Below are 17,738 nucleotides of genomic sequence, written 5' to 3'. Positions count from 1 at the left end.
GGGAAGCTATGCCTCCCCATTAACTTATCTTTTAAAAATAATTCCTAAGAATTACTCTTCAATTGTTGTACCAGTGATTACTACGTCTTCTAGAGGTACGTCTTGGTGCATGCCGTAAGAACCAGTGCTAACGCCTTTGATCTTATTTACGATGTCCATGCCTTCGATTACTTCACCGAACACACAGTAACCCCAACCGTCTAGGCTTTCGCTACGGAAGTCTAGGAACGTGTTGTTGTTTACGTTGATGAAGAACTGAGAGCTTGCTGAATGCGGCTCCATAGTACGTGCCATAGCAAGTGTACCCACTTTGTTGCTAAGGCCGTTGTTTGCTTCGTTCTTGATAGGTGCACGAGTCGCTTTTTCACGTAGACCAGACTCCATACCACCACCTTGGATCATGAAGCCGTCAATAACACGGTGGAAAAGCGTGTTGTCGTAGAAACCGTCGCGGCAGTACTGAAGGAAGTTTGCGCTTGTCTCTGGCGCTTTCTCTTCGTTTAGTTGAATCTTGATGTCACCAAAATTAGTGTGAAGGGTGATCATGCTACTTTCCTTTACTGTGTTGTGTTGAGCCCGAGATTCTAGCCTAAGTTCTAGTGCTTTAAAAACTCAGGAAGAGGAAATTCTTCGTTTTGTGCTTGAAGTTTAGCCGATTATCGTTTTATCGGTTAATTGCTATTACCTAACTAGGTTGGAGTTGATATACTCATCTTCTTTTATTCATTCACAATCATAGATAGAGATCATGTTAAAGATATATAACACACTCACAAGACAGAAAGAGGAATTCAAACCAATTACAGCTGGCAAAGTCGGTATGTATGTCTGTGGAGTTACCATCTACGATCTCTGTCACATTGGTCACGGTCGTACTTTCGTCTCTTTTGACGTTGTATCACGTTACCTTCGCTACTTGGGCTATGATCTGACGTTTGTACGTAACATCACAGATATCGACGATAAGATCATCAAACGTGCCGCAGAAAATGGTGAGTCTTGCGATTCATTGACTGAGCGTTTAATTGGTGAAATGCACGCTGATTTTGATGCGCTGAACATGAAACGCCCGGACGTTGAACCTCGTGCGACACAGTTTATTGCTGAAATCATCGAATTGGTTGAGAAGCTAATCGAGCGCGGTTTTGCATACGTTGCAGATAACGGTGACGTAATGTTTGAAGTGGGTAAGTTCAACGAATACGGCAAGCTTTCTAAGCAAGACCTTGATCAGCTTCAAGCTGGCGCGCGCGTTGATATCGAAACAGCAAAACGCAGCCCTCTAGACTTTGTACTTTGGAAGATGTCTAAGCCGGGTGAACCAACGTGGGAGTCACCATGGGGTCCTGGTCGTCCAGGTTGGCACATTGAGTGTTCAGCAATGAACTCTTCAATCCTAGGTAACCACTTCGACATTCACGGCGGCGGTTCTGACCTTCAGTTCCCACACCATGAAAATGAAATCGCGCAATCATGCTGTGCACACGATACACAATACGTGAACACATGGATGCACAGCGGCATGGTAATGGTAGACCGTGAGAAGATGTCTAAATCTCTAGGTAACTTCTTTACTATCCGTGACGTTCTTGGTCACTACGATGCTGAAACAGTGCGTTACTTCCTAATGTCTGGTCACTACCGTAGCCAGTTAAACTACAGCGAAGATAACCTAAACCAAGCACGTGCTTCGCTTGAGCGCCTGTACACATCTCTACGTGGTTTAGACCTAAACGCTGCGCCTGCTGGTGGTGAAGAGTACGTATCTCGCTTTACAGCAGCGATGAACGATGACTTCAATACACCAGAAGCGTACTCAGTTCTGTTCGACATGGCGCGCGAAGTTAACCGTCTGAAGACAGAAAACCTAGAGAAAGCGAGCGAGCTAGGTGCGCTAATGCGTGAACTAGCAGATGTGATCGGTATTCTTCACCAAGATCCAGAAGCCTTCCTAAAAGGTGATGCAGGTAACGATGATGAAGTGGCTGAAATCGAAGCTCTGATCAAGCTGCGTAACGACTCTCGTGCTGCGAAAGATTGGGCGAATGCAGATATGGCTCGTGACAAGCTGACCGAAATGGGCATTGTGCTGGAAGATGGTCCAGAAGGCACAACGTGGCGTCGTAAGTAATTGAATTTTCATTTTTAAAGGGCTGATAATTCAGCCCTTTTATTTTCCATTTCCATAAATTAAAACTTTAACTTTAGGTAATGCTCTGTGGCTCAGATGTATTTCTATTACTCAGCAATGAATGCGGGTAAATCAACAACGCTTCTTCAATCCTCTTTCAACTATCAAGAACGCGGCATGACGCCAGTTATTTTTACGGCTGCGCTAGATGATCGTTTTGGTGTCGGTAAAGTGAGCTCTCGTATTGGTCTTCAATCTGACGCACATTTATTTCGTCAGGATACCAATTTGTATCAGGAGATCGCAGCTCTGAATGAGGTTGAAAAACGTCACTGTATTCTTGTTGATGAGTGTCAGTTCTTGTCGAAAGAACAAGTTTATCAACTTACTGAAGTCGTTGATAAGTTGCATATTCCAGTATTGTGTTACGGCCTTCGCACCGATTTTCTAGGCGAACTTTTTGAAGGCAGTAAGTATCTATTATCTTGGGCAGACAAGCTGGTTGAGCTCAAAACAATCTGCCATTGCGGCCGCAAAGCGAATATGGTTATTCGTACCGATGAACACGGCGTGGCAATTAAAGAAGGCGATCAAGTTGCGATCGGCGGTAACGATAAGTATGTCTCCGTATGCCGCCAACATTACAAAGAAGCGCTCGGTAAATAAGCCGTATTGATACAGAAAAGCCACCGTACTTGGTGGCTTTTTGTTGTCGGTTAGAAAAAGCTAGACTAAGTCAAAACCAAATCGCTCGAGTAAAGCCTGGTAAGAAGATTCGACTTGCTGAGGGATATTCTGCTCGGTTTGAAATCCTTTCTCTGGATAGCTTTTTACGCGAGAGAAATCTTCCATTAGTGCTTTTAGCACCATCATTAATGGCATGTCTTCATTAATGTATTCAAAAAATGGAAGAGCCGCAGAGCTTACTTGGAGCTGAGTGTAGGGTGACTGCCACTGTTTTTCAAATGTCGCGATTGCTCTACGCTCCATAAACGGTTTTTGTACCAGAATAAACGAGGAACACTGTTTTCCTTCCTCTTTTAATCGTTGCTCAGTAAAGCGAACGTTTTCTCCACTGTTTGTGGATTTAGTCTCGAGCAAAATTGCTTCACTTGGAACGCCCGACAACTTTGCAATCTCGGCAAAGGTTTCTGCCTCGCTTTTTTCAAACAGTCCATCTGTGAAGCGACCTTCCCCCCCTGAAAATACAATCAAAGGTGCCAACTTTTGGTGGTAGAGCTTGGCAGCGTGCTCCGCTACACGCACATCATTACTGCACATCACAAACAAACAGTCCGCAGGTTTCAGTTCATGTTTGAGTTGCATGTAATCCCAAAGCGTTTCTATATGTCTATAGAGTCTCATAGCGCATCCAAAGTTGAATTGAAGTGAAATCGATAACCAAGTGAGAGTAGTTTGTCAGCAAGAATACGCTTGTCAGCTTGCTCTGTGACGGGTGGAAGAGGTATCTCACTTCCGATTTTGTTTATGGCAGCTTGGTAGAACTCAGCCTTGCTGACAGTATGAGGTGTCGTAACGTTAATGACTTGGTTGCTTAAATTGCCTAAGGCAAATTTCGCAGCCGAGACAGCATCATCTTGATGAAGCATATTAGCTGGTGCTTTACGACTAACTTGTTGAAGCCTTGCTGCAAAGCGAGATGGGTGTCTATCTGGCCCGATTAATCCGCTACAACGTAGAATAACAAAGTTAATATTCGAGTCGATAACATGCTGCTCTGCTTGAAGCATAATACGTGCATTGTCAGAGAAATAAGGGCTTTCGGCTGCTAAAGAGAGTGACGCGTCAGCTTCTTCCATATCGGAAGCAAGGTTAGGGTAAACCGTGGTAGAGCTGATCATGAGAAGTTTTTCAACGTTGTTTTGCTTAGCTGCGTTGGCAAGTATTTGCCATTGCTGTGCATATTCTTGACCGCGTCCTTTACGAAATCCTGGAGGAAAAGCACCGATAACGTGCGTAATTTGATGCTGTTTGAGCAGCTCATCTAGCCGTGCTGTGGCGTTCAATTGATTGAAATCGAACAATGCGGAGTGAGTTAATGAGGTGGGTAACTCTTTTAATCGAGTTTGGCTACGACGAGTGACGACAACATAGTGTCCATCTTTCATCAATGTTTCTGCTAGCGGAGTTCCGAGCCAGCCTGCACCTACGATCAATGTATTTGCCATTTGGGTCTTCCTACTTACTTATGTCTGCCCGAATAGGTTGAGCAGTTCTGCTTTGGCTTGTTGATGGAGGGGATCTGAATGCCATTTCTGGTGCTGAATAAGGTCAACATTGACTTGCCAAGCCAGTTTTGTGAAATCATCCCCAACCTTTTTTAATGTATTAGGTGAATACGCGACTAAATGCTGTGGTAGAAAGCACCAACCAAACCCTTTATTCGCCAATTCCAACAAAATATAGTAGTTATCAGCGTACCAGATATCTGGGCTAAATGCTTGATTGAGACCACATGGCTCTGCACTTTTGGATCGTATGACCAATTGACGATGTTGTTTTAGTTGATCAATGTGAGTGATTTGCTGCTTTGCTAAAGGATGTGTTGAAGAGACATAGACATCAAATGCAATATTGCCAAGATTGGTGAAATCGATGTGTCTTGGCATTTGTAAATCACTCAAAATAATCCCAGTCGTGGCGCGTTCCGACTTAACCAATTCAATGATATCAGGGCTTGATGCCGTTAAGCATTCAACTTGTAAGTGTGGAAAGCGTTGCTCTAACTTCTTTAGCACATCCGGCAAGCGAGTCAGAGGAATCCCTTCATCAATAGCTAAGACTAATTTGTTCGTTGGCGTGGAAAAGAGCTGTGATGCCCTATTGTTTAGGCGGTCGAGTTGGCTGATTGTTGCTTGTGCATAAGGTATGAGCGCGAGGCCATTCTCAGTTAATTTAGGGTACCTGCCTGATCGATCGAAAAGCTCAACGCCACAGTCGATCTCCATATTCATGATGTGCTGGCTCACTACAGATTGAGCTCGCCCCAGTTTTCTAGCTGCTCCTGAAAATGATCCTGCTTCTGATGTAGCAATGAAAGCTTGCAGTTGTTCGATGGTAAACATATCGCTTAAACCGATGGTATCTAACTTTTTGTTATCTAAATAGTAGATAAAATTCTAAGCATTGAGTAGAACTATTTGGACAGAGAAATATGACTCGTAACGAACGAATTTTTCATGCAGTACTTTTTGAGTTAATCGCACTCGCGATTATTGTACCAGCGGCTTCATTGATCACTGGAAAGGGTTCTAGTGATCTCGCGTTGGTTGGGGTCGGGTTGAGCATGTATACCGTGATATGGAACTACATCTACAACTTGTATTTTGATAAGTGGTTTGGTGACAATCGAGCTGAGCGAAGTTTAGCGATGCGGCTTGGACACACTGTTGGTTTCGAGGGAGGATTGATCTTTATCTCTCTACCTGTGATTGCCTGGTTCTTAGAAATTACACTTCTTCAAGCTCTGATGCTGGAAGCCGGCTTCCTCGTTTTCTTCCTATTTTATGCCACTGGTTTTAACTGGTTGTATGACAAGGTTCAACCATTTAGCAAAATGAAAAAGCGATTATTGCCACAGGCATCGACAGGAAAAATATAGGACTAAAAAACGCCACCGAGTTCGGTGGCGTTTTTTGTTCAAATTACACAGACAGAACTCTTAAAATCTTATCTGCATGTTCTGCAACTTCAATGCCTTCGTCTGTTAGATAACCACCGTCAGGCTGTGTACAAAGTTGCTTCTTATATAGACGAGCAACGGCTGCCTGCATTTCTTCTGACGCGTCTGTATGAACTTTAATACCAGTTGCAGCACTACTTAGGTCGAACTGAAGAAGTAGATTCAATTCGGCGATATGTTCAGCTGAATATTTCATAAATGATTCCTTTGCGCTTTTTTTACCAAGCTAGTCTGAAAAGTAGCGTTGGGCAACATTCAACGACAAGAAGTGTTAAGTATGGCGCTATCAGGCTGATATAACGCAGGATCTTTGTTCGAAAGGTCGAATACTTGTTAAGTATCAATGATACTTACGGTAGCGAATGATAGGCGCTATTTATTGCTTGATCTCCCAATAACAACGATTTTAGTAAACACGCCAAATAGCACTTGAAAAAATAGGGAAATAGAGCGATTATCCGCGCCTCTTTAAATGTTTCTAAATGTTACACCAGAATGAACTTTAATCAGTTTGACTCACTATTACCGCCACAAGCTGCGGAACTCGCGGCTGAAGTGGGGGTAGGCAAAGCAACGAAAGCTCCAATCAAATCTTTTCTGCTCGCCATTTCTGCGGGGCTTCATATTGGTATTGCTTTCATCTTCTATACCACAGTGACGACAGGCGCAGGCGAGCTGCCTTGGGGCATTACACGACTCATTGGTGGTCTGGCATTTAGCCTTGGTTTGATTTTGGTGGTGGTTACTGGCGGCGAGCTTTTCACTAGCTCTGTGCTAACACTAGTTGCGCGTGCGAGTGGAAAAATCTCTTGGCAAGCACTTATCAAAAACTGGTTGGTGGTTTACTTTGGCAATATGGTTGGGGCTATTTTGCTCGTGGCCTGTATGCTAGTTACCAAGCAATATATGTTTGATCATGGCCAAGTTGGTCTCAACGCGATGGCGATCTCCCAACACAAATTACATCATGGTTTCTTTGCCGCTGTTGCGCTTGGCATCATGTGTAACGTATTAGTTTGTATTGCAGTTTGGATGACGTTTAGTGGGCGAACATTGACAGATAAAATAGCGGTCATGATTTTGCCTGTGGCTATGTTCGTGTCGGCAGGTTTTGAGCACTGTATTGCGAACATGTTCCAAGTACCTATGGCGATTGGTATTAAGTACTTTGCGCCAGAAGCGTTTTGGCAAATGACAGGGGCAGATATTGCAAACTACGCGGACTTAAACATGATGGGGTTCATCGTAAACAACCTAATTCCTGTTACGATAGGAAACATTATTGGTGGTGGCGTATTTGTTGGCATGTGGTATTGGATGATTTATCTACGCGATGAAGATAACCATTTGCGATAAGTTTAGAAGATCACAAGAAAGGCGAACCAGATGGTTCGCCTTTCTTTTTACTTGTCTCTGCAAGTGTCAAATAAGTCGAGTCATGCTAAATCAACTCTTCGTTGATGCCAAAATCGGTTGGGAGCCAATGAGAAGTTACTTCCTTTGGTTCTTGAACGAGCCAATCCAGAGGTGCATCGGACAGGAGTTCATCGTAATTTTCTTTGATCATTAAGACATCCATGTACGTCTCTCCAAGTTTGTGGTCACTGCCTTTACTTTAAAATTAGAACATGTCAGTCACGTGATCAATGCATGACGATTCGATTGATCACTTATGTTGCTATGTTTCTGGTTGCGTATGGGTTTTGGGGGCTTATCCACATTTTCTGTGGATAACCTGTATCAAAGGTCGTGCGTATCTAAACTTGCAAAGAAAATTTCATAAAATTAGAGGCTTATATCAAAAAGAATTCTGCCTGACTTTTCATCTGAAAGCGTCTTGATGAGTGCTCGAAGAATAGTTGAGTTATTCAGTTATAAGTACGTTCGACTTGGCAACATGAGTTGTTTAACGGGCTTTACCCACAAGCGCCAACTAACCGTGAGTTTTGGTCGATTCGGGTTGCTCGATTTTTATCTTTATTCGGCCTTCTTTGGTTTGTACCCAGCGCAATGTCATTTCTAACGTTATGGTTACGGAGGCACTCAACATGACGAAAATAGCCAGCATAATTACTAACTGGTATTTAATCGCAACCATCGGGCTCGCGCCACCTAGAATTTGACCGGTCATCATACCCGGTAAGGTAACCAGCCCTGTAGTGGCCATAGAAGCTAAAGTCGGGGCAAGGGACTTTCTAAGAGCCTCCTGAATGAAGGGGAAGGATGCGTAGCGAGGAGAGGCTCCAAGTGAGATTGCAGCCTCATATTCTGTTTGTCTCTGCTCAAAAGCCGTAAACAAATTCTGAAGAGCGATGATATTACTACTCAAGCTGTTACCCAATAACATACCAGCAAGTGGGATCATGTACTGCGCATTGTAAATAGGGGATGGTTGCACTAAGCCTGCTGTAATTGCTATCAGAAGTGGTATTAGACCACAGGTAAGGCCCGTTAGTAGAGGAAGCATAAGTGGCTTTTTAGGTAAGCGAGCTTTTCCCGCAATTGAGCTGGCACCAATCAGTAGCATGATGGCAAGCCAAAGTATATTGACAAGTAAGCTGTTTAATTGAAAAAGATATTCTAAATACACGCCAATCAATATGAGCTGAAGTGTCATTCGGATAACACTGATTATGGTGTCTTTTGCTATCCCTAATTTGTAGCGGGCATTGATAAAGAAGGGGACCAATAAAATCAAACCAAACAGTGCCAGTTTGACCCAGCTTATATCCACCACGTTATCCATAATCGCTCCTTGAAAGTACGCGAATAATTGTATCTAAGCCTCTCCTTTATATGAACCACTACGTGCACTTTTTGCTGTTCTTAAAGTAAATCTTGAGTGCTATTTTCGACATTAATACGCAGCATTTTGTTTACAAACGGTTATCTTTTTCGGAGTTTTTAAGTCGATTTATGGCATGGTAATTACGATTTAAATGTGATCGATGTTTCTTAAATGTTGGTTATTTAACAACTCCTTAAAAGACTTATTTTGTCACATCTGTTCATGTTTTTTAATAAATAACATCAATCCATCATATCTCTGGATGAGCTCAAAAAAGTGTTGAATTACAAGGTCTGAGGTCGCTTATTTGATTGAACCCTACTATTAGTATGGTCTAACATTTTCCATTAGAGATTGTAAAAAACTTAAGCTTGGTTACGCGGGCTTTTCAATAACACTAGATACAAAATAGGCAAATGTATGAGTGATGTTAATAAAATTGAGAGTGGTGAAAAACGCTCCCTGGAGTGGAAGTCGTTCCTCTTCATTGCAGTTGTTCTCTTCCCAATTCTGAGTGTGGCCTTTGTTGGCGGCTACGGGTTCATCGTTTGGATGTTGCAAGTCTTCTTCTTTGGGCCTCCAGGCGCACACGGCATGTAAGCCAGTGAGCTCATAACCACACTTTTGAAAAGATTTTAAGAGAGCAAATAATGAAATCATTAATCATTAAACTGTGGCGTACCATGACGCGCCCAGCTGTACATATCAGCCTAGGTGTGCTGACTATGGGCGGCTTTATTGCTGGTGTTATCTTTTGGGGTGGCTTTAACACCGCTCTAGAAGCAACCAACACAGAAGAATTCTGTATTAGTTGTCACACAATGCGTGACAACGTATACGTTGAGCTACAAGAAACGGTGCACTGGAAAAACCACTCTGGTGTTCGTGCTACCTGCCCTGATTGTCACGTTCCACATAACTGGACAGATAAGATCGCTCGTAAGATGCAAGCTTCTAAAGAAGTATTTGCACAAGTATTTGGCAACTACGACGAACCGGGTGTGTTCGAAGAGCGTCGTATCGAACTTGCTAAACACGAATGGGATCGTTTCTCGGCAAACAAATCTCTGGAGTGTAAAAACTGTCACAACTACGAATCGATGGATTTCGAGCAAATGTCTCCAACCGCTCGTATCCAAATGAAGCAAGCCGCTGAGAAAGATCAAAGCTGTGTTGACTGTCACAAGGGTATTGCGCACAACCTACCAGCAGGCATGGACAGCATTGGCGGTATCGTGGGTGATCTAGAGGGTATGACTTCTAACACGGATTACGGCGTTGGTCAGCAACTCGTGAGCGTTCGTCACCTACCAATTTACTTTGATGCGCAAGGCAGTAAAGAAGCTGGTCTTCTTAATCCTGCATCGACCGTTAAAGTTCTTGAAGACAAAGGCGAGTTTGTTGAGATCGAAATTGACGGTTGGCGCAAAGCAAAAGGTTTTGGTCGTGTAATTCAAGAAGACTTCGGTAAGAACATTGCGACTGCGTCTCTGATGAAAGAAGCAGCAACAGACAGCAACATTGTGACGACTGGTGAGAAAAAAGTGGATGAGTTAACAGGCCTTCCTTGGGAAAAAGTAGCGGCGAAAGTATGGATTAAGAAAGAGTCTATGCTGAACGACATCAATCCTGTTTGGGAAAAATCTCGTGAAGCCTACAAGACCAATTGTTCTGTATGTCACACTCAACCTGCGGAAGCGCACTTCGACGCGAACACCTGGCCAGGTATGTTCGACGGTATGTTGGCGTTCGTTAACCTAGATACAGACAGTGAAGCACTGATCTTGAAGTATCTACAGAAACACTCTTCAGATTATGCTGAAGGTCACCACTAATAAGCGTCGGATTGGAGTAATTTTAAATGGCTATTACACGAAGAAGTTTTCTTAAGGGTGTAGCAACCACAAGTGCAGCGTCAGTAATTGGTCCTAGCTTATTGGCGTCCGCCTCTGCAAATGCCGTTGAGACGACAGGTACTTGGAAAGTAACCGGTTCTCACTGGGGCGCGTTCCGCGCCCACATCTACGCGGGTAAAGTTCAAGAGATCAAGCCGCTAGAGCTAGACAAAAACCCAACAGAAATGTTGAACGGCATTAAGGGTATTATCTACAGCCCTTCACGTGTTCGTTACCCAATGGTTCGTCTAGATTGGTTGAAGAAACATAAATACAGCGCAGATACTCGCGGTAACAACCGTTTCATCCGAGTAACTTGGGATGAAGCGCTAGATTTGTTTTATCGCGAACTAGAACGTATTCAAAAAGACTACGGCCCATGGGCGCTGCATGCAGGTCAAACAGGTTGGAACCAAACGGGTTCATTTAACAACTGTACTGCGCACATGCAACGTGCAGTAGGTATGCATGGCAACTTCATCACTAAAGTAGGTGACTACTCGACGGGTGCAGGTCAAACCATTATGCCGTACGTGCTAGGCTCAACCGAAGTTTATGCACAAGGTACGTCTTGGTCTGAGATCCTAGAAAACTCTGACAACATCGTTCTTTGGGCTAACGACCCAGTGAAAAACCTTCAAGTAGGTTGGAACTGTGAAACGCATGAGTCGTTTAAGTACCTTGCACAACTAAAAGAAAAAGTGGCGAAAGGTGAGATCAACGTTCTATCTGTAGACCCAGTGAAGAACAAAACTCAGCGCTACTTAGAGAACGATCACTTGTACATCAACCCGCTGACAGACGTAGCGTTCATGCTCGCTGTGGCGCACGTGTTGTACAACGAAGATTTGTACGATAAGAAGTTCATTGATACTTACTGTCTAGGCTTTGAAGAGTTCATTCAATACGTTCAAGGTAAGACAAAAGATAAAGTAGAGAAAACACCAGAGTGGGCTGCGGCTATCTGTGGCGTGAAAGCGGACAAGATTCGCGAATTCGCGCGTATGCTAGTAAGTGGTCGTACACAGATCCTGATGGGTTGGTGTATCCAGCGTCAAGAGCACGGTGAGCAGCCATACTGGGCAGCGGCTGTGGTTGCTGCAATGGTTGGTCAAATCGGTCTACCTGGCGGTGGTATCTCTTACGGTCACCACTACTCAAGTATCGGTGTACCTTCAACTGGTTTCGCGGGCCCTGGTGGTTTCCCTCGCAACCTTGACCAAGGTATGAAGCCGAAGTGGGACAACAACGACTTTAACGGTTACAGCCGTACTATCCCAGTTGCACGTTGGATCGACTGTCTGCTTGAGCCAGGCAAAGAGATCAACTACAACGGCGGTAAAGTGAAACTGCCAGACTTCAAGATGATGGTGATCTCGGGTTGTAACCCATGGCACCACCATCAAGATCGTAACCGCATGAAGAAAGCGTTCCGCAAACTTCAAACGGTTGTAACGATCGAGTTTGCTTGGACTGCGACATGTCGTTTCTCAGATATCGTTCTACCGGCGTGTACGCAATGGGAACGTAACGACATCGACGTATACGGTTCATACTCGAACAAAGGTCTGATTGCGATGCATCGCCTCGTTGATCCATTGTTCCAATCTAAGCCTGATTTCCAAATCATGAGTGAACTAACTCAGCGTTTTGGTCGCCGCGAAGAATACACTCGTGGTATGAGTGAGATGGAATGGATCGAAAGCCTTTACAACGATTGTAAAAAAGCGAACGAAGGTAAGTTTGAAATGCCAGAATTCAACGAGTTCTGGGAGAAGAGCGTACTAGACTTCGGTGAAGGTAAACCTTGGGTTCGTCATGCGGACTTCCGTAAAGATCCTGAGCTTAACCCACTAGGTACACCGTCTGGCTTCATCGAGATTACATCACGCAAGATCGGCCGTTACGGTTACGAACACTGTCAAGAGCACCCAATGTGGTTCGAAAAATCAGAGCGTTCACACGGTGGTCCTGGTTCAGATAAATATCCATTCTGGTTGCAGTCTTGCCACCCTGATAAGCGTCTTCACTCTCAAATGTGTGAGTCTGAAGAGTTCCGCGCGACTTACGCGGTACAAGGTCGTGAGCCGGTTTACATCAACCCAGCGGATGCCAAAGCAAAAGGCATCAAAGATGGTGATTTGGTACGTGTATTCAACGGTCGTGGTCAGCTGTTAGCTGGTGCTGTTTTGACTGACAGCTACCCACGTGGCGTTATTCGTATCGAAGAAGGTGCATGGTACGGTCCTCTAAACGAGAAAGAGGGCGCAATCTGTACCTACGGTGATCCTAACACGCTAACGCAAGACATCGGTTCTTCTGAGCTTGCGCAGGCGACTTCTGCGAACACATGTATCGTAGACTTCGAGAAGTTCACAGGTAAAGTGCCGCCAGTCACTTCATTTGGTGGTCCGATCGAAGTTGCTTAATTAGTGCAGTTTGCATAAATCGAAATACCAGCCTCAGGGCTGGTATTTTTTTATCAAAATTTCAGTGAGCGTTGTCTCAATAGTAACTTCATAACGTTAAACAAGACTGGTATTCGTGATGATGGTAACGAATTGGGTGAGACAAGCAGGAGATAATGCGCCAAGCTAAACAATAATAATTAAGTGAGTAGACTCTTTATGGCTCAGAGCATTCAATTAGCAAATCACACTGAGATCACTGTGAATAACAATGACTTCCAAGTTGAAGTCAAGGGTAATCAATTACATTTTTCTTTTGCCGGTCTTCACAATAAAACCTTTACCGACCGTGAAGTGTTATTCGAAATGCCGTTTTTGTACGAGCACGAGGCCAACGTAATTGGGGATGGTTTTCAAATGTTGGCGCAAACGGCGGGAACGATCAATCACCCCGTTGATATTGGTCGCTGCCCAGACAATAATCCTTCTTATCGAATCTACCCTAAAGATGCCCCTAAGCGTTATTACAACTATTTAGTGGTGGAAGGTTCAGCGGGCTACACATTATTTGGCTTCACATCATGTCATCGCTTTGCAGGCTATTTTGATGTTGTGCTGCGTGATGGGCATTGGGTTTTATCAGCCGCAATTGATGGTGAGTTGACTCAAGTGGCGGATTGGGAAAGTAATCAACTTGAGTCCGTGGCGGTACTCTGCGGTCAATCACTGTCCGAGCTTTATCAAACCTATGGCGAGATGATTGCAGAGCATCATCCTGTTCGCCAAGGTGTGACACAAGATGCGCCTGTTGGTTGGTGTTCGTGGTACGCGTACTACGCAGACGTGACAGAGCAAAACATCATGCAGAACGTAGATTGTATGCAAGATAAGCTCGAAGACCTAGAGTGGGTACTTCTGGATGATGGCTATCAAGCCTTTATGGGCGATTGGTTAACCCCATCAGATAAGTTTTCTGGTGGCGTAAAAGAGCTCATTCATAACATCCGTGCAAAAGGAAAAAAGCCGGCAATTTGGATGGCGCCTTTCATTGCACAGCCTGAGTCGGAGATCTTCAAACAGCATCCAGAGTGGTTTGTTCGCCACAAGGATGGTGGCTTACTTAAAGCAGAAGATGTCACATACGGTGGTTGGCGATGCACGCCTTGGTACATACTCGATACCTCAAACCCAGAAGTACAAGACCATCTGACGAATGTAGTCTCTGTTATGCGTCAAGAGTGGGGCGTTGAGCTATTCAAATTAGACGCAAACTACTGGGGCACGTTAAAAGGTAAACGAAGCCAATCGGGTGTCACCGGTGTAGAAGCCTACCGCATGGGTATGGAAGCGATCGCTAAAGGGGCAGGGGATGCATGGCTGTTAGGCTGTAACGCGCCAATGTGGCCATCTCTGGGACTTGTGGATGCAATGCGTGTTTCTGATGATGTAGAGCGTCATAGTCGTCGATTCGAGCAGATAGCCAAAGAAACCTTTTACCGTAGTTGGCAGCATCGAAAATTGTGGCAAATTGACCCGGATTGCGCCACGTTCACTTCATTAGCTAATCAATCTGCATCCAGAGAAGAGTATGAATTTCATCGCACGGTGTTATTAGCGAGTGGTGGTTTGCTGCTGTCTGGTGACCCGCTCCCTGAGATTACGCCGTTTGCTAAGAAGACACTGTCTAAGCTCATGTTACGTCAACAACGTAACCAACAATCTGCAAAGTTTACCGCTTTGAGTTTAAATCACGCGTTTTTAAAACTAACGACGAAGAATGACCTCCATTGTTTGTTTAATTATGCGAGTTACGGAGCGATGGAATTTACGCTGACGTCTGATCAACCGGTGGACTGGTATGATTACTGGACAGGGGAAAAGCTAAACCAAGAACCTTGCCAGTTGTTAATGGTGAGCGTTGATAAAGGGCTCAATGCGAAAGCGATCGTTACAGCATAACGTGAAGTAAATCGCCCAATACCAAGATCAAGAAAGGAGCCTATTGCGGCTCCTTTCTCGTTTTGATGCTCTGGGCGTTAGAACTCGAATAAAAAGTAATACCCGTATCCAACAATAAACGCAGGAATGGACGAGTAAATAGTCGCGACCAAAGCAGCTTTCGGTGCCATTGCAATGGCGGGGAATAGGGCGTCACCATCGTTAGAAATCGCATTGGCCAGTTGCGAAGAAAGTGGCGCTGCACCAGAGATGTACAGGCTAGTGACTAAAATTTGCGGACCACAACCAGGTAGCATACCAATGGCTAAGCCAGCTAATGGCATCCATATCCCCCAATGAGAAAAGGTTTCTACAAGGTCGAGTCCAGAAAAATAGGTCGTCAGTTCAAACGCCAGAAACGCCACGATCACCCAAGCACTGACGAAGTTTGTGTCTTGAGCCGCTTTTTGAATTGGGTGCGAGTCCACAATTTTTTCATCTTCAGAGACTGTTGACTGATAATCGCCGAGCTCTTTTGTCATCGCCCACAACGACATTGTGATCACTGCAAAGATAGCGCCCAGCCATTCAATGGTGTTGGCTTTCAAAGATAGCAACTGATTAATATCGATTTGGAAAGACATTAACACAGCAACGACACTAGCAGGCACAATAAGCCATTTCCAAAATGCGCCTTGTAGATTGATTGCACGTTGTTCAAGGGGTGTATGTCGGTCTGTCTGGTGTTGGCAACAAGCATGTGTCTGAGGTGCTTCTTTTGGTTCTGGTCGCAGAAAGTTATCAGCATGAAAAGCATTAACGACTAACCCTGAAAGAGTACCCACGATAATGCCTAATCCAACCACGCCTAATCCAACACTTGGTTTGGCGGCCAGAAGTAAAAAGGCAGCGTCACCCATTGTTGAAGTAAGTACCGCGACAATCGCACCAAATCCCACTCGGCCACTAATAAATTGCGTTGTCACAACAATAGCGCCACCACAGCCAGGCAAAGCACCCAATAAAGAAGCAAAGAAAACCTGATGATTACGCGAGCGATGGTATAGCTCGGTAATTCGATTGGTTTTCGACATAAAGTTTGAAAGATAATGATAAATAGCCAATGTGGCAGCAACATAGCATGACACTGCCCAGAATGAGTCGGATAGCGTCTGTACGGCAACGTCACGTGTATTTTCATTGCCTAGCAAAATGAGCATGACGATAGGGATCAGCAATCGCTTATAAGCTAAACGAAACTGAGTAGGCTGAAACAACTGTTGTGCAGAGTGTAAAAATTGGGTCGCGTTCATCGTTTACTCAAATGCAAATAGGAATAATTATCATTATATGTAAATGAGATTTATTCGCAATAGCATTGTGAACTTTTCTTCGTGTCAAACTCTCTGAAATCAGGTAAAGTATCGGCCTTTGTGAGCAAACACGCCCTAATTAACTGTATTAGGCGGCGTATAAAATTGACTTGAATAGGAAGAAACATGATTCTAGTTGTAGGTCATAAGAACCCAGACAGTGACAGTATTTGTAGTGCACTCGTTGCAACTGAACTTCTAAAAGCGCGTGGCGTTGAAGCTATGCCAATTCGCCAAGGCGAAATCAACCGTGAAACTCAGCACATCCTAGAAGTTGCTGGCGCTGAAGTTCCTGAGCTTCGCACATCAGTTGCGGGTGAGACCGTTTGGCTAGTAGATTACTCAGATCTAGCACAAGCACCAGACGATATCGCAGAAGCTGAAATTGCGGGTATTGTTGACCACCACCGTCTAGGTGACGTGATGACAGTAAACCCAATGGAAGCATGGATCTGGCCTGTTGGTTGTACCAACACTGTTCTATTCAACATGTTCAAGATTGAAGGTCACGCGATTACTCCACAAATTGCTAAGCTAATGATGTCAGCAATTCTATCTGACACAGTAGGTTTTGCTTCTCCAACTTGTACACAAAAAGACAAAGATGCCGTTGCTGAACTAGCGGCAATCGCAGACGTACAAGATGTTGACGCGTTCACTAAAGATCTTCTAATTGCTAAAACAAACATCGAAGGTCTATCAGCGGCTGAGCTTGTTGAGAAAGACCTTAAAGGTTACCCATTCAACGGTCGTGACGTAGTGGTTGGTCAAGTTGAACTTGCAACTCTTGAGCAAGTTGACGGTATGATCGAAGCACTAGAAGCAGACCTAGAATCTCGTTGTGAGAAAGATAACCTAGCGTTCGCTGCTGTAATGCTAACAGACATCACGACTGCTCAAACTCGTCTTCTATACAAAGGTGAGTGGGCTGAGAAGCTTGTTAAGCACGAAAAAGACGGCATGCTAATGATGGAAAACACGCTAAGTCGTAAGAAGCAAGGTTGGCCTTGGCTTCAAACTGAACTAGCTTAATTTTCTAGCATATACTTTAAATGCCCGCTTAGCTGCGGGCATTTTTCTATGGGAAATAGGAGACGAATATGTCTGAGCAACTGACCCAAGAGCAGATGGATACCATTAATCGCTACAACGAAGAGCAACGTTTAAAGTACTGCGTAAAAGAGATTGTGGCGAATCGTAAGGTTTGGATTCTGAAAGACGAACATGGCTGTGTCATGTTAAATACAGAAGATGATGATTGTGTACCAGTATGGCCAAACGAAGAGTTTGCTTTGCAATGGGCGAATGGTGATTGGGAAGATTGCGAGCCAGAAGCGATCTCTTTAAACAAGTGGCACAGCCGTTGGACCTCTGGTCTAGAGGATGACGAGCTATCGATTGTTGTATTCCCAAATCAAAATGAAGAAGGGGTCGTATTGTTTCCTGACGAGTTTGATTTTGAACTACGCAAACAAGCGAGCCGCCGTTAGTTTTTTGATTAG

Annotated in this window: 18 protein-coding genes; 10 read left to right on the top strand and 8 right to left on the bottom strand. The window is 44.3% G+C overall.

Annotated elements, in window-relative coordinates:
• Positions 1-51 precede the first annotated feature (51 nt).
• On the bottom strand, positions 52-546 hold the full coding sequence (locus R7035_RS02230; protein ID WP_005378156.1) for a peptidylprolyl isomerase: 495 nt from the start codon (positions 544-546) through the stop codon (positions 52-54).
• A 202-nt stretch (positions 547-748) separates the two neighbouring features.
• Between R7035_RS02230 and cysS the strand changes: the two genes are divergently transcribed.
• Both cysS and R7035_RS02220 read left to right on the top strand, forming a co-directional pair.
• On the top strand, positions 749-2,131 hold the full coding sequence (gene cysS, locus R7035_RS02225; RefSeq protein ID WP_005378155.1) for a cysteine--tRNA ligase: 1,383 nt from the start codon (positions 749-751) through the stop codon (positions 2,129-2,131).
• 87 nt (positions 2,132-2,218) lie between these two features.
• Positions 2,219-2,797: a thymidine kinase gene (locus R7035_RS02220; protein WP_005378154.1), complete on the top strand. Its 579-nt coding sequence runs from the start codon at positions 2,219-2,221 to the stop codon at positions 2,795-2,797.
• A 60-nt stretch (positions 2,798-2,857) separates the two neighbouring features.
• Here R7035_RS02220 and R7035_RS02215 read toward each other — a convergent pair whose 3' ends face one another.
• From R7035_RS02215 to R7035_RS02205, 3 genes are read right to left on the bottom strand one after another with little or no spacing between them, the layout of a single operon-like run.
• The gene (locus R7035_RS02215; protein WP_256901042.1) at positions 2,858-3,496 is read right to left on the bottom strand and encodes a YdcF family protein; all 639 of its coding nucleotides are present in this window, start codon (positions 3,494-3,496) and stop codon (positions 2,858-2,860) included.
• Positions 3,493-4,320 carry an NAD-dependent epimerase/dehydratase family protein gene (locus R7035_RS02210; RefSeq protein ID WP_025766873.1) on the bottom strand — a complete coding sequence of 276 codons (828 nt, stop codon included), beginning with the start codon at positions 4,318-4,320 and terminating at the stop codon, positions 3,493-3,495. The genes R7035_RS02215 and R7035_RS02210 overlap by 4 nt, the downstream gene beginning before the upstream one ends.
• An 18-nt stretch (positions 4,321-4,338) precedes the next feature.
• On the bottom strand, positions 4,339-5,217 hold the full coding sequence (locus tag R7035_RS02205) for a LysR family transcriptional regulator (protein ID WP_256901043.1): 879 nt from the start codon (positions 5,215-5,217) through the stop codon (positions 4,339-4,341).
• A gap of 89 nt (positions 5,218-5,306) precedes the next feature.
• Between R7035_RS02205 and R7035_RS02200 the strand changes: the two genes are divergently transcribed.
• Positions 5,307-5,753 carry a PACE efflux transporter gene (locus tag R7035_RS02200; RefSeq protein WP_154204695.1) on the top strand — a complete coding sequence of 149 codons (447 nt, stop codon included), beginning with the start codon at positions 5,307-5,309 and terminating at the stop codon, positions 5,751-5,753.
• A gap of 43 nt (positions 5,754-5,796) precedes the next feature.
• On the opposite strand, the gene R7035_RS02195 is transcribed toward R7035_RS02200, so the two are convergent.
• On the bottom strand, positions 5,797-6,030 hold the full coding sequence (locus R7035_RS02195) for a TIGR02647 family protein (protein WP_005387662.1): 234 nt from the start codon (positions 6,028-6,030) through the stop codon (positions 5,797-5,799).
• Between the two features lie 299 nt (positions 6,031-6,329).
• On the opposite strand from R7035_RS02195, the gene focA reads away from it, so the two are divergent.
• Complete coding sequence (focA, locus tag R7035_RS02190) at positions 6,330-7,190, top strand: formate transporter FocA (RefSeq protein WP_213893739.1); 861 nt, start codon at positions 6,330-6,332, stop codon at positions 7,188-7,190.
• An 85-nt stretch (positions 7,191-7,275) separates the two neighbouring features.
• Here focA and R7035_RS02185 read toward each other — a convergent pair whose 3' ends face one another.
• Both R7035_RS02185 and R7035_RS02180 read right to left on the bottom strand, forming a co-directional pair.
• On the bottom strand, positions 7,276-7,413 hold the full coding sequence (locus tag R7035_RS02185; RefSeq protein ID WP_005378145.1) for a hypothetical protein: 138 nt from the start codon (positions 7,411-7,413) through the stop codon (positions 7,276-7,278).
• Positions 7,414-7,767: 354 nt separating this feature from the next.
• Positions 7,768-8,580: an ABC transporter permease gene (locus R7035_RS02180; RefSeq protein WP_256901045.1), complete on the bottom strand. Its 813-nt coding sequence runs from the start codon at positions 8,578-8,580 to the stop codon at positions 7,768-7,770.
• Between the two features lie 462 nt (positions 8,581-9,042).
• Here R7035_RS02180 and torE point away from each other — a divergent pair, with 462 nt between their 5' ends.
• The 4 genes from torE to R7035_RS02160 all read left to right on the top strand — a co-directional run bounded on the left by torE (position 9,043) and on the right by R7035_RS02160 (position 14,884).
• Positions 9,043-9,222 (top strand): trimethylamine N-oxide reductase system protein TorE, encoded by a 180-nt coding sequence (torE, locus tag R7035_RS02175; RefSeq protein ID WP_005378141.1) that lies wholly within the window; start codon positions 9,043-9,045, stop codon positions 9,220-9,222.
• A gap of 50 nt (positions 9,223-9,272) precedes the next feature.
• The gene (torC, locus tag R7035_RS02170) at positions 9,273-10,457 is read left to right on the top strand and encodes a pentaheme c-type cytochrome TorC (protein WP_005378139.1); all 1,185 of its coding nucleotides are present in this window, start codon (positions 9,273-9,275) and stop codon (positions 10,455-10,457) included.
• Positions 10,458-10,483: 26 nt separating this feature from the next.
• A complete protein-coding gene (torA, locus tag R7035_RS02165; protein ID WP_041156583.1) occupies positions 10,484-12,946 on the top strand; it encodes a trimethylamine-N-oxide reductase TorA in 2,463 nt (820 codons plus the stop codon).
• Positions 12,947-13,144: 198 nt separating this feature from the next.
• Positions 13,145-14,884, top strand: coding sequence for a glycoside hydrolase family 36 protein (locus R7035_RS02160; protein WP_262651834.1), 1,740 nt, complete (start codon positions 13,145-13,147; stop codon positions 14,882-14,884).
• A 77-nt stretch (positions 14,885-14,961) separates the two neighbouring features.
• On the opposite strand, the gene R7035_RS02155 is transcribed toward R7035_RS02160, so the two are convergent.
• Positions 14,962-16,176 carry a putative manganese transporter gene (locus tag R7035_RS02155; RefSeq protein WP_256900329.1) on the bottom strand — a complete coding sequence of 405 codons (1,215 nt, stop codon included), beginning with the start codon at positions 16,174-16,176 and terminating at the stop codon, positions 14,962-14,964.
• A gap of 186 nt (positions 16,177-16,362) precedes the next feature.
• Between R7035_RS02155 and R7035_RS02150 the strand changes: the two genes are divergently transcribed.
• Positions 16,363-17,268: a manganese-dependent inorganic pyrophosphatase gene (locus R7035_RS02150; RefSeq protein ID WP_017634678.1), complete on the top strand. Its 906-nt coding sequence runs from the start codon at positions 16,363-16,365 to the stop codon at positions 17,266-17,268.
• Between the two features lie 68 nt (positions 17,269-17,336).
• Positions 17,337-17,726, top strand: coding sequence for a DUF2750 domain-containing protein (locus R7035_RS02145; protein ID WP_005378129.1), 390 nt, complete (start codon positions 17,337-17,339; stop codon positions 17,724-17,726).
• Positions 17,727-17,738 lie beyond the last annotated feature (12 nt).

The sequence above is a fragment of the Vibrio sp. 1731 genome (genome assembly GCF_033339955.1).
Taxonomy (GTDB): Bacteria; Pseudomonadota; Gammaproteobacteria; order Enterobacterales; family Vibrionaceae; genus Vibrio; species Vibrio alginolyticus.
This window is presented reverse-complemented; position numbering and strand designations above follow the sequence as displayed.